Origin of the sequence: Leptospira alstonii serovar Sichuan str. 79601 (assembly GCF_000347175.1) — a bacterium.
Taxonomy (GTDB): Bacteria; Spirochaetota; Leptospiria; order Leptospirales; family Leptospiraceae; genus Leptospira; species Leptospira alstonii.
Genome location: NZ_ANIK01000028.1, coordinates 54,902 through 66,932, shown reverse-complemented (window position 1 = coordinate 66,932; position 12,031 = coordinate 54,902). Strand labels below are relative to the sequence as shown.

At 42.7% G+C, this 12,031-nt stretch carries 14 protein-coding genes, 1 tRNA gene and 1 pseudogene; 7 read left to right on the top strand and 9 right to left on the bottom strand.

All coding sequences use genetic code 11. The features are described from left to right. Positions 1 to 18: 18 nt before the first annotated feature. The 8 genes and pseudogenes from LEP1GSC194_RS23560 to eno form a co-directional block, all read right to left on the bottom strand. A pseudogene (locus LEP1GSC194_RS23560) lies at positions 19 to 87 on the bottom strand (TlpA family protein disulfide reductase); the annotation flags it as partial. 101 nt (positions 88 to 188) lie between these two features. Next, the gene (gene lcpA / locus LEP1GSC194_RS06100) at positions 189 to 767 is read right to left on the bottom strand and encodes a complement regulator-acquiring protein LcpA (protein ID WP_017809261.1); all 579 of its coding nucleotides are present in this window, start codon (positions 765 to 767) and stop codon (positions 189 to 191) included. Beyond that, a complete protein-coding gene (locus LEP1GSC194_RS06095) occupies positions 742 to 1,299 on the bottom strand; it encodes a DUF4416 family protein (protein ID WP_020772936.1) in 558 nt (185 codons plus the stop codon). Before LEP1GSC194_RS06095 ends, lcpA begins: the two co-directional genes overlap by 26 nt. 72 nt (positions 1,300 to 1,371) lie before the next feature. Then, positions 1,372 to 2,385 (bottom strand): YheT family hydrolase, encoded by a 1,014-nt coding sequence (locus tag LEP1GSC194_RS06090; RefSeq protein WP_020772931.1) that lies wholly within the window; start codon positions 2,383 to 2,385, stop codon positions 1,372 to 1,374. A 15-nt stretch (positions 2,386 to 2,400) separates the two neighbouring features. Continuing rightward, on the bottom strand, positions 2,401 to 2,760 hold the full coding sequence (locus LEP1GSC194_RS06085; protein ID WP_017809259.1) for a hypothetical protein: 360 nt from the start codon (positions 2,758 to 2,760) through the stop codon (positions 2,401 to 2,403). A 13-nt stretch (positions 2,761 to 2,773) separates the two neighbouring features. Then, on the bottom strand, positions 2,774 to 3,367 hold the full coding sequence (locus LEP1GSC194_RS06080; protein ID WP_017809258.1) for a ClpP family protease: 594 nt from the start codon (positions 3,365 to 3,367) through the stop codon (positions 2,774 to 2,776). Positions 3,368 to 3,385: 18 nt separating this feature from the next. Then, on the bottom strand, positions 3,386 to 3,841 hold the full coding sequence (locus LEP1GSC194_RS06075; protein WP_017809257.1) for a septum formation initiator family protein: 456 nt from the start codon (positions 3,839 to 3,841) through the stop codon (positions 3,386 to 3,388). A gap of 145 nt (positions 3,842 to 3,986) precedes the next feature. Continuing rightward, entirely contained in the window at positions 3,987 to 5,285 is a 1,299-nt protein-coding gene (gene eno / locus LEP1GSC194_RS06070) for a phosphopyruvate hydratase (RefSeq protein WP_020772842.1), read from the bottom strand. 236 nt (positions 5,286 to 5,521) lie between these two features. Between eno and LEP1GSC194_RS06065 the strand changes: the two genes are divergently transcribed. The 7 genes from LEP1GSC194_RS06065 to LEP1GSC194_RS06035 all read left to right on the top strand — a co-directional run bounded on the left by LEP1GSC194_RS06065 (position 5,522) and on the right by LEP1GSC194_RS06035 (position 10,523). Next, positions 5,522 to 6,085, top strand: coding sequence for a hypothetical protein (locus tag LEP1GSC194_RS06065; protein WP_036041640.1), 564 nt, complete (start codon positions 5,522 to 5,524; stop codon positions 6,083 to 6,085). A 165-nt stretch (positions 6,086 to 6,250) separates the two neighbouring features. After that, positions 6,251 to 7,483: a 6-hydroxymethylpterin diphosphokinase MptE-like protein gene (locus tag LEP1GSC194_RS06060; RefSeq protein WP_036041568.1), complete on the top strand. Its 1,233-nt coding sequence runs from the start codon at positions 6,251 to 6,253 to the stop codon at positions 7,481 to 7,483. A gap of 100 nt (positions 7,484 to 7,583) precedes the next feature. Continuing rightward, a complete protein-coding gene (locus LEP1GSC194_RS06055) occupies positions 7,584 to 8,072 on the top strand; it encodes a response regulator (RefSeq protein WP_017809251.1) in 489 nt (162 codons plus the stop codon). Further along, positions 8,008 to 9,327: a HEAT repeat domain-containing protein gene (locus LEP1GSC194_RS06050; RefSeq protein WP_081605044.1), complete on the top strand. Its 1,320-nt coding sequence runs from the start codon at positions 8,008 to 8,010 to the stop codon at positions 9,325 to 9,327. The genes LEP1GSC194_RS06055 and LEP1GSC194_RS06050 overlap by 65 nt, the downstream gene beginning before the upstream one ends. Before the next feature lie 4 nt (positions 9,328 to 9,331). Next, positions 9,332 to 9,841, top strand: coding sequence for an LIC_11959 family protein (locus LEP1GSC194_RS06045; RefSeq protein WP_020772874.1), 510 nt, complete (start codon positions 9,332 to 9,334; stop codon positions 9,839 to 9,841). Continuing rightward, positions 9,825 to 10,391 carry a hypothetical protein gene (locus LEP1GSC194_RS06040; RefSeq protein ID WP_020772838.1) on the top strand — a complete coding sequence of 189 codons (567 nt, stop codon included), beginning with the start codon at positions 9,825 to 9,827 and terminating at the stop codon, positions 10,389 to 10,391. Before LEP1GSC194_RS06045 ends, LEP1GSC194_RS06040 begins: the two co-directional genes overlap by 17 nt. A 58-nt stretch (positions 10,392 to 10,449) precedes the next feature. Continuing rightward, positions 10,450 to 10,523 (top strand) — tRNA-Ile (locus tag LEP1GSC194_RS06035). Between the two features lie 412 nt (positions 10,524 to 10,935). On the opposite strand, the gene LEP1GSC194_RS06030 is transcribed toward LEP1GSC194_RS06035, so the two are convergent. After that, the gene (locus LEP1GSC194_RS06030; protein ID WP_036041638.1) at positions 10,936 to 11,772 is read right to left on the bottom strand and encodes a metallophosphoesterase; all 837 of its coding nucleotides are present in this window, start codon (positions 11,770 to 11,772) and stop codon (positions 10,936 to 10,938) included. Positions 11,773 to 12,031: the final 259 nt, after the last annotated feature.

The following is a 12,031-nucleotide window of genomic DNA, read 5'->3' as shown; positions in this document are numbered from 1 at the left end:
TTTCGGTAGAAGAGGAAAAATAATACGGAAATGGGGTTCCGAATTCATGGATAATACCAAAAGAAAGCCTCACAGATGGAAATTCAAGGAATAAAAACGAAGGAGCCTTACCCGGGATTTGCGACACCGGCTTTGGAACCAGTCACTTGCAGAGTTGGCTCTGACCCGAAAGCCGATCCGTTTTTCCTTTATTTTTCCGGAGGAAGTACCGTGTAACTCAGGTTGATTTTTGTTTTTTCTCCGCCTTCAAAAAGAGAGGAATTGAATTTGAATTCCACTTCCGCGGGAAAAACCGCGTTCGTATAAGGAAAGGAACCGAGACGATTTTCTTTTCTCAGTTTGTCCTTGAGGATAGAACCCAGATATTGAAACGAACCCACCCAATCCTCTCCCATTTCAAAACCTTCCATCCTTTCTACGGTTCCCGAAAAACTCATCGTGGCGTAATATGAATCCCGGATCGCTCTGGACTCGGAAGGAGTCAGTTTACGATTGAATCGAATCAGGAAACCCGGAGTTTCCCGAGCGTGAAAGTAGAGATAGTTCGCGAACTTTTCCCAGGTATCGGGTTTTCTGTTATTCGGAATTTCCACTTTGTAGTGATGATTTTTTTCCACGGGTTCGAGACATTCTCCTGCCCGATTGAAATGATCGCAAAGAGTGATCGTCGCGACTTCGAGCCGGGTTTGCGCGCAGGTTCCGAATAAGGATAAGCAGATTCCGTAAACGGAAAAAAGTAGTTTAGGTTTTATGAATGTTTTGAACATAGGATTCTCTCAGACTTGTAAAAAAATAAACCGCTTCCGGAGTTTTAAAAAACGGAGGAGCCGTTTCCCTAAAGACCATCTTTTGTTTTTGATAGTTGTAAACCGTTTCGGCATAAACACCGTTGAATAGATAAATTCTGTGAAAGTCGTCTCGGACGCTCGAAATTACGACGGAATGATTACAAAGATATCCCGGAAAAATACGAACGCCGTCGTCCTTTTCCATTGCGGAGTTTTGAATCGAAAGACATTCTTTCTGAATGGAAGGAAGTTCTTCCCTGTGAATTCTTCTTTTAAAGGAAAGAATTTTCGTGTGTCTTCCCGGAAATCGATTCCAAAGATCCGCATCCGGATCTTTCCAAGTAGGCATAGAATTACTTTCATACAAGGTTGCGGAGAATTTCTTTTCGGTCTTGTTTTTGATGGAATAGAACATTTCCGTATCTTCGAAAGCGACTACGATAAAAAAGGAGGCGCCGGTAGGTTTGGTCAGTTTTTCTTTTTCGGGAGGTTTCTTTTTTGAGGAATTCATCGGATGAAAAGATCGTTTATTTACTCTGGATCGTCACGATCGCCTTTTCCCCATACACGCGGGAGTGAAAAATCAGTTTCCAGGGTTTCCTTTCGAATCGAAATAATCCAGAATTATTTTATTCAACCATCTTCCATCCGGAATTTCCGGAGTCGGGTCCGTCAAAAATCCGACGTGTCCGCCTTTGGGGCTGAGAATCGTTCGGATATGAGGAAGTTTGTTCCATTCTATCTTATCCCAATCAAAAGGAGGAGCGACCGGATCGTCTTCGGAATGAATCACGATTCCGGGATGACGAATATCGGGAATGTATCGAATGCTCGAACAATCTTGATAATACTGTGTCGCGTCCTTGTAACCGAAAAAAGGGGCCGTTACACGGTCGTCAAATTCGAAGAACGTTTTGGTTTGAAACGCGTTCTTTTCCAGTAGCGGAGGAAGTTGTATGATTTTATTTTTGATCTTTTTGCGAAATCCGGCCAGGAACCGGTCTCTGTAAAATTTTCCTTCGCTCGAATCGATGTGCTCACAACCTTTAAACAAATCCAAGGGAGGATTTGTGGAAGAGAAGGCTTCCACTTTGTGATTTCTTCTTTCTCCGAGGTATTTTAAAACCAAACTCGCCGAAAGGGAAAACCCGGAGAGAAAAATTCTGTGGGAAAGTTTTTTCCAGACGAAGTCGATCACGTCCTGAACGTCCTTCGTCTGACCGATGTTATACGTTCCTTTCGAAAATCCCTGACCTCGACCGCAGTTTCTGAGATTCATCCGAATACATCCGTATCCTCTTAGAAGTGCGTTCTGCGCGAGACCGACTAAATAAGAACTATCAGAGGTTCCCTCCATTCCGTGAATCATCACGATATAAATTCCGTTCCAGACCGGACCGGAAGACGAATATAAGGAAAGCGGCGGATTGTGTTCCAACCAAAGAGAGTCTCCGGATCCGTCTCCAAGTTGAAGAAGAATGTCTTCGAAGTAAAACGAACTTCTGAGACGATTTTTGGGAGGAAAGAGCGTATTATAAACGGTCTGAAGGTGTTTGCCTTTGACAAATCGTTTCGGTTTAAAGGCTTCTGAACTCATGGACTTACGCCTATATTAGAGTTCTTTAAAGAATTCGTCCCAGTCTTCCAGTTGTTCTTTACTCAAGTAAGGACTTTTTTTGGCGAACTTATAGAGCCTTCTTAAAAAATCGATTCCTCGTTTTACGATCGCCGGATCGTCCGGGTGCATATCGGAAAGATAAAAATTTGCGAACTCGTCGAGTTCAAAAGAACCGATGTCCTTCAAAAAAACTTCTTTCGTGGTTTCGTCCTCCTCTCCTTCCAAAAAAAGAAGAGAAGCGAATTCCAAAAAGAGTTCGCTTAAATTTTGATCCTCTTGTGGATTTCTACCTTTTTGTCCCGGAGAGACTAAAAACTCTTTTAAGAATTCTTCTAAGGAAACCGTCTTAGACAAGGATAGTATCCGATCAGCTAAAATCGATCGTAGTCGCGAGTTTGTTTACGATTCCGTATTTGATCGCTTCTTCCGCGTCCATGTAATAGTCCCGATCCGTGTCTTCTTCCAATTTGGAAACCGGATGTCCGCAGGCGTCCGCGAGAATTTGATTTAACTTTGCTTTTGTTTTGAGAATTTCTTCCGCGTGAATTTTCAGATCGGTAGCGGGCGCGACGATTTGTCCGCCGATGCTCGGTTGGTGAATCATTACTTTACCGTTCGGCCAAATGGAACGTTCTCCTTGTTTACCGGCCGCGAGAAGAACCGAACCCATGGACGCCGCCATTCCCATACAAACCGTATGGACCGGCGACGAGATCATCTTGATCGTATCAAAAACGGTCATACCCGATGTTACGACTCCGCCGGGACTATTGATATAAAACGTAATCGGCTTTCCCGGATCTTTCATTTCCAAGAAGAGGAGTTTTCCGACAAGATCCTTAGACGATTCGTCGGTGACCGGACCCCAGAGAAAAATCTTTCTGTGGTCGAGGAAATTTTTGGAAATTTTACTTCCTGTGAGTTCTTCGAATACTTCCGCAATTTTTTCTGTTTCTGGCATTCCTGAATCTTTCCTTTACTAGTTGCTAAAGTCCAGTTTCTTCTTCCTCATTTTTATGAAAACTCCAATACAAATAAAACTAGAGAAGATTGTATAGAAAATCCGAATAAAATGGATGGGTGGAACCGGAAATTGTTTTCCCGGACGAAAGGTATTCAATCTGGATGCGAGAACAGGTTTGACTTCGGATGTATTTTCGGTTTCTCTAAATTTAACGATATGAGCGTTTTCGCTCAAAAGATAAAATCTCCTAGCCTCCCTTTCCAGAGCCGCTTGATCGTTTTTTAGGATTTTTTGTTTCTCTTCCAACTGTCTATTTTCATAAGCGAGTCTTTCCACATCCAACTGCAAGGACGCGAGAGATTCTTCCAGTTGGGATCGTACAACAATCCCGGATTCTCCCAGGACGATGAAATAAAAAAGTCCGGCAAGAAAGCAAGAGAACCAAAAGACTTTAGTCGAAGGAGAAGTCATAGTTGATAGCGTTTCTTAAATTCCTTTTTTGTTTTTTGAATTTTTAAAATTTCAAATCACTCTAACTTTAAACAGGATTCTACGCGAAATTTCCGACACGATGCGCTCGTTAGAAAACGCATCGTTTTTCTTTGGAAAAGAATTCTTATAAATTATAAAAAGTCTCCCTACCTTTGTAGATCGCGGATTTTCCGAGTTCTTCTTCGATTCTCAGAAGTTCGTTATATTTTGCGATCCGATCCGTTCTGGAAAGGGAACCCGTCTTGATCTGACCCGCGTTAGTCGCAACCGCTATATGAGAGATCGTAACGTCTTCGGTTTCTCCGCTCCTATGGCTTACGACATTCGTGTATTTCGCCCTTTTTGCCATTTCGATCGAAGCGAGAGTTTCCGAAAGAGAACCGATCTGATTTACTTTGATCAGAATCGAATTTCCCACTCCGGAAGAAATTCCCTTGGAAAGTTTCTCGATGTTCGTCACAAAAAGATCGTCTCCCACGAGCTGAACTTTCTTTCCTAATTTTTCGGAAAGAAGTTTCCAACCGTCCCAGTCGTTCTCATCCAGTCCGTCCTCGATTGTGATGATCGGATACTTGGAAACCAAGTTCGCATAATAATCCACGAGTTCGGCGCTTGAGAATTCCTTATTATTTTCGGCACCGAGCACGTATTTCTTTTTGCTTTTGTCGTAAAACTCGGAAGAAGCGGCGTCCAAACCCAATAAAACGTCCTTTTCGGGTTTATAACCCGCCTTTTCGATCGCTTCAAGGATGACTTCTATCGCTTCCACGTTGCTCGTTAGGTCCGGAGCAAAACCGCCCTCGTCTCCGACGGCCGTGTTCAACTTTTTTCCTTTGAGAACGGCTTTGAGGGAATGAAACACTTCGGCTCCCATTCTCAAACCTTCGCGAAAACTTTTGGCTCCCACGGGAAGAATCATAAACTCCTGAAAGTCTACGTTATTGTCCGCGTGCGCACCTCCGTTGATAATGTTCATCATCGGAACCGGAAGTTCTCTGGCAAAGTTTCCGCCGACGTAGCGGTAAAGAGGAAGTTTAGAATAAGAAGCCGCCGCCTTTGCAACCGCGAGTGACGTTCCGAGGATTGCGTTGGCACCGAGTTTCCCTTTATTTTTGGTTCCGTCCGCATCGAGCATGAGCTGGTCGATTCTGTTTTGGTCCAGCCCGTCTTCTCCTTTGAGCGCCTCTTGGATTTTTACGTTTACGTGTTCTACCGCTTTGAGAACGCCTTTTCCTAAGTAACGATGTTTGTCACCGTCTCTGAGTTCTACGGCTTCGTATTCTCCCGTCGATGCTCCGGAGGGAACAGCGGCCCTACCAAAGGAACCGTCGGCAAGTGTTACATCCACTTCCACGGTTGGATTTCCACGGGAGTCGATGATTTCCCGAGCTTGTATTTTTTGAATTTGAGAGTTATGAGACATTTTACTTCCTGAGATTCTCTAGGTTTGATACGTGGATTATGAAACGGTCCGTATCCAAGAAATCAAGCGGGAAACGAAAAATGGGACCGCCCTGACCCGCGCCGATTCTCGATCGTAAACATTGAATTTCTAAAATCTAGGAACTCCTAGTCGACGCTCGGAAACGCCGTCCGTTTTCAGAGGATCAATCGATCAAGCAAAAAAAGATGTTTCCTCGAAATTGGAACAAGAAGCAATTGACATCTCTCTTTCCACTGATTTCGTGGTATTTTGAAGCTTCTTTCCAATCTATTCAGGGAATCCGAATGAACCAAAATTCTGAATTTGACATTGTAACTCTTATCGAATTAGCAAAACGCAATAAATATGAAAAAGCTGTTGCCGGGTTTCATACCTTGGATCGAATCGAAAGGCTCGAATTACCCAAAAAAATCAAAGCTAGAAAATTAGCGGTTCAGGCAATGTTCGCTCTCGCCAGCGAAGAAGTTCAATATCAATATTTCACAAAAGAAGAAAGAATCAAACTCGACCAAGAAGCAAATCTCAGTAACGAATCCTACTCAAAATTCAACGGACTTTTCGAAGCTCCGCAGGCCCCGATCGCGGAAGAAGACACGGAAGAAGACTTCATTCCGGAAGAAGCGCCTCGCCCGATTCTCGACGGAGATGAAGAGGAAGACTCTCTCGACGAAGATGATGACGAGGATGAAGATGATGACGACGACGATGAGGATGAAGAAGACCTCGAAGACGATGAGGATGAAGAAGAGGAAGAAGATTCCGTAAAGGAAGAGGATTAGAGGTTCCTTAAAACTATCTACCGTCTTGTTTCCAATCCAAACGGCACCTTAAATTTAGAGGAAACCCAATCGGGTTTCCTTTTTCATTCCCGCTTTAATCCTACTTCCGAAGGAGAAAGAATCGCCGAACAGATTCCGGTTCCACAATCCTGGAGAGAAACGATTCTGATCTTCGGTTTCGGTTTGGGTTATCACGTAGAATCTTACCTTCAAAAAACAACCGAGCCCGTAAACGTTCTCATACTCGAACCCATTGTCGCATTAAAATCGATCGCCGAAAAAATTTTCGAAAGAATCTCAAAATCATACGAAACAAAAGGACATCGTGTCGGAATCATTTTCGGTTTGGAGGAATTTCTATCCAAACCTCTTTCTTCTTGGCTTTCTCAAGAAACGAACAAGGTCTCCCCTTTTTTACATCCGGTTTATTCCAGGAAGTTTTCCGATCTTACGTTGAACTTTTTGGATTCTCTCAAACAAAACTCGCAAAACGACGCTGCAAAGGATTATTTTCAAAAGATCTGGGCGCGCAACTACGTTCGAAATCTTACGAGTATATTCGAAAATTCGAATTCTTCTCGGATTCTTTCGGGCGCGAAAGAACATTTTTTCCAAGACCAAACTCTTCTTTTTACCGGAGCAAGTCCTTCTCTCGAAGAGGAAACGGATTGGATTCTTAAAAACAGAAGCCGATTTCATCTGCTCGCTTCCGACACCTCCTTAGGTTGGATTTTAAATTTCGGAATCGTACCCGACGCGGTTTTAAGTTTGGACTCGTCAAGAGGAACTATATTCCATTTTCGAAATATTCTTCCCGAGGATGTTCCGATCCTCACCTGGTTCGGAGGTTCAACCTATCTTTTCGATCTTCCGAACCCGAAATGGATTTATTTTTCCACATATCCTTTGGATCAAATTCTCAGGTCCCTTTTTTTTCCAAAAGCTCCGATCCTGGAAAACCCTTCCTTGAACATGGCCGGAATCGCCCTATCTCTCGCCAAACAACTAGAATACGACCGGCTATTTTTAAAAGGTGTGGACTTCCGAAGAAGCGGAGGCCGAACTCATTGTAGATCAAGCGGTTACGAGGTTTACGATCGATCCTTCCTTTCCAGAAAGGAAAGTCTGTTCAAGACCCGATTTCAAAAATCGAAGTCCTGGGAAAGAAGATTCTCCGTTTTAGAAATCTTAAAAAACCAATCCCCAGAACTTTTCAGATTGTCTAATTCTCCGGCGATGACGATAACCAAGAAACTCGGAGAGGGTTTAATCTGGGAAGACCCGAAAAAAATCCAATTGGAAAAGTGGTTTCGATTTTGCGTCGCACATCCCGATTTGGATCGAAAGAGTTACTTTTCTCCACGGATTTTAAACATCCCTTCGGTAATTGAACCTTGATTTCGAAGGAGTAATTCTAAAAGAAATCGTTATATCCTCTTGACATTTCCAAGGAAACGGAAGCAATTCTCTTTCTGAAGACAGTTTGGAACCCAGGATTATGAATAAAGGTTATATCATTTGTGTCGATGATGAAATATCGGTATTGGAAACGATCCAGCAGCAACTTCGAAACGAATTCGGAGAAAGCCACGAAATCGAAATCGCAAGGAGCGCCGAAGAAGGACTCGCGTTGATGGAAGAAATTCAAAATTCCGGATACGTGATCGAAGTTGTGATCGCGGATCAGATGATGCCCGGCATGAAAGGTTCCCAGTTTTTAGAGGAAGTTCACAAAAAACTTCCCGACTCGATTAAGATCATGCTCACGGGTCAGGCCGGACTCGATTCGGCGATTCATGCGATCAATTACGGCGGTTTAAGTCGTTATGTGGAAAAACCTTGGAACACCGAAGAACTCACCGGAGATATACGCTTTTTAATAGAGAAATTCCGCCAAAATTTAGAGAACCAACATTTAATCAATGAACTCAGTAGAAAGATCCAAGAACTGGAAGAACAAAATCAAAAATTCCAGCAAGAAACCTGAACGGACATCCCGCAATCGCGTGAAATACATTCTTTTTTTTGCATATACGATCCTTTTTGTTTTTGCGGAAGTTCCCGTCTTTTCCGTACCCGGTCAGACAAAACCCGCTAAACTTTCCGAAGAACAACTCTTAAAGAAAAAGGACGTGCTTCTTCAAGTCTTAAAATTCGGGACCACGAAAGAAAGGGCGATGGCCCTTCGCGAACTCGAAGACTTTCCTTCCGAACATTCCGGAGCCTTGATCGATCAACTCGGAAAAATTTTGGATAAGGACCCGGATTGGACGATGAGGGTCTATGCGATTCGGACCGTCGCCGAATTAAAACTGACTCAATACGGAGGATCCATTCTCAAACTTCTAAAAAGCGAACAGCCCGATATCCAAAGGGAATCCATCTATACAACCAAAAAGTTAAAACTCGAAAAGGCCGCTCCGATTCTTTTTGAGATCTTAAAATCCCAGGACTTTACCAAAAACTCCAATCTTACCGTAGGACTTTTGGATACTCTGGGAGAATTTCCTCCGCAGGACGATGCCTCTTCTTTTTTACTCGCGAGGTTGAACGAAAACTTCAATGATCCCGAAATCAGAGCGCAGATCGCTCTGTTTTTCGGAAAAAGTAAAGACAAAAAAGCGGAAGGCGCGTTACTCGAAATCTATAAGGACTCCAAAGAACCGGTTACTCTCAGGAGTTTTTCCGTAAGTTCCCTGGGTAAGATGAAGTCCTTTTCTTCCATGCCTACGATCAAGGAAGAATTGGAAAAAATTCGGAATCTCAAAAATAAACAGGAAGTTAAGGACTATCAACCCCTAAAGATCCATTCCGTCACGGCTCTAGTTTCCATGGGCGACAAAGACATATTAGAAGAATTGTATGCGTATGCGAGAGACGACGATCCGGTCGTGAGACTGAGGGCGATCAAACATCTCACTGATACGGGGGATATGTCCGTTCTTGAAATTCTAGAATACAAGGCTCAACGCGATCCGAGTGAAAAGGTCAAAAAAGCCGCAAAGACGGCGATCGAAAAATTAAAAAAAGGGGAATCCGGAAACGGCTTAGACGACAAAGAACCCGGTTCCCCTAAGTTCAAGTCCGGAAACAAAGAAAGGCCGATTCGTTCCGGTGATCCTTCTCCGTTACCCGGAACCTCGCCCGATTCAGGAACGTCCCCGCCTCCAGGCGGTGGAGGCCCCTCCCCTCCCGGAAACAGCGCCGGAGGCAGATCCGAGTCCGAGGATTTAGAGGACTGATTCCTTGTTACGTTTTTTGAACATTCAAAAAATGTTATGGATCGCTTTTTTTCTTTTTGGAATTCCGATTCGATCCTTTTTCGCTCAGGAAGTTCACAGGGCCGCCGCAACATATCGGAGTTCCATTTCCTTTTCGGAACCTCGGATTTCCGATATTAAAGAATCCTTATCTTCGGAATCTCCCAATTTTCCGAATTCGTTTAAACTTTTTTTTCAGGAACTCAAGGGAAACTACGCGATTTTTTACGACTGGAACGGCGAAACGGTATATTATAAATATAGAATCAACAAATTTGACAAGTCCAGACTCAGACAAGTTCGTAAACTCGCGGAAGGTGGTGCATACGAAGTGCGCGGAACTTGGGAAGGTATGATCGTTTTTCAAGTTTCCACCGTTCCGCTTTTTAAAAAGACTTCCGGAATCAGTCTCGAAGAAAAAAAGGAACGATTCTCCATTCCCGTTTTTGATCTGGTAGAATTCAGGGAACTGGCTTTGGATGAGATTATTTATTAAGAAAATTTTAAAACGAAATTTCGAAAGAAAAAATCCCTATGTTTCGTTTATCCTACTTTGTTTTTTAGTTCATTTCTCCTTCAAACAACTGTATGCCTTAGATCCGCTGGACCCGAATCTCTTTTATCAAACTCCGGCCACTCCTTTCGTTTTGAATTTTATTAAGATTCGTTTTCCCGAAAAATGCGAAGTAAGACGCCTGGGAACGGGAAGTCATTGGAAGGCGGTTCCAAGGGAAGGAAGAGCTTGGATGATGATTTTCCGAGAATGGGAAGGAGTTCCTTCCGATGAAGAATCCCTCAAATCCCTTTTGAAAGATTTATTTCCGGACTCAAAGAACTTAACTCTTCCGCAGTTCCAAGGTTTAAAAACGATCGGAGCTGAAAGAAAAGAAATCGTTTCCGGAACCCCTCTTACCGTCCGTTATTTTCTTTTGGAAAAAAATGGAAGGCTCGTTTCAATCTATCTCGCTTTCGATTCCGAAAACAAAATCGTTTCGCTTTTTTTTCAAGACCCGAATCGGTTTCTCGTCGTCTCGGATTCTTTTTAATCCTTTTCGAGAAATTCACTTGAAGAACAAGACTTCCCGAAAATATTGGAGACACTCCGGGCCTATAGCTCAGTTGGTTAGAGCGGCAGACTCATAATCTGCGGGTCGAAGGTTCAAGTCCTTCTGGGCCCAACGGAGTATGCAGTTTCACATGCTTGATCTGCAGACTCATACTCTTCGGGTTGCAGGTGCAAGTCCTTCTGGGCCCAACGGAGTAAACTTCCTTCAAACGAAATCAAACATCAACTCAAACAAAGTTCCAGGAGGACTTGAAGCTTTCTTGCGAGAGCGTTTTGAGCTTCCATAAGAAGCGATAAAACGCGTCGCGAGCCATGGATGGCGAAGTGCGCAAGAAAGACGCCGTGGAGCTTAGTCGAGCACGATGCGAGACTGCGTAACGGCAAGTCCTTCTGGGCCCAACGGAGTAAACTTCCTTCAAACGAAATCAAACCTATATTTCTATAAAGTAACTGAACAGATTCCTCCGAAAGCCGAAATTAGCCAGAGTGGAAACCGTGAATGATCAACGAAGCAAAAGCTGAAGTTAGTCGCTACGTTGCTCTTTCAAAGAACGTAATATAATAATCGGAACTTCTGAAGGACAAAAAAATCGAATAGGGAGAATTGACCAACCGATACCGGATGAAATGAAGACATTCTCCCCTAACTTACTCATTTTAAAACCCTTATCAAAGTTTTGATCCTTTACCGGTAAAATAGGTGAAAAGTTAAAAATTGGAACCCTTACTTGCCCGCCATGCGTATGTCCTGTTAGAAATAAATCCACTTTCTCTTTATGTTTAATATTTGATGAATCAGGGTTATGAGATAATACGATTCTTAGATCATTTGAAAATGTTCCGGACAAAGCTGTATCAATCTCCGTAACGTCCTCCCAAAAATCTCCAATCCCAGCAACTATAAATCGTGAAGTATTCCGGTTTATTGTTATATTTTTGTTTCTAAGTGATCGTTCGCTTTTTTCTAAAAGTTCAAGTGATAAATCGTGATTAGCCCAATGATCATGATTCCCATTTACGAAGTAAACTCCGTCCTTTGCCTTAAGCTCTTTTAGAATAAGCCAAACCTTTAATAATTCCTCATCTGAGTTTCGCTTTTTTACATAATCTCCGAGCCCAACTATTAAATCAGCCTCTTTGGCATTAACTTTATCAATAATCCATTGAATCCAGAATTCCGGATTCAAAAAACCATAGTGAAGATCTGAAATAATTACGATTCGATATCCATCGAAATCTTTGGTGACTTTCTTTGATTTGAACTCATATTCAGGAAATCTAACAAAATATCTTTCAATAAAGAGAGAATCTATTCCTAGAATAAAAACGATTATCACCAAAAACAAAAATATTCTTTTCATAAAATTAAATCCTGCAACATTGCGCCTAACAAGAAACGTTTGTAAAGTTCTAAAGCCCAAACCTTCACTACTTGAAACGTGGGAACTCTTGCGTACTTCCGGCGACTGTTTTATATAGTTCCGAGTAAAATTCAAATCATCGCCTATAAAATGAACGGAAGCTTGAAAATCGGAAACAACTATCGCTCCCTTGCAGATCTCCATCCGCTGAATTATCCGAGCTACCGCAACAATTCGGTTTTACGACGAGTTTCTAAAT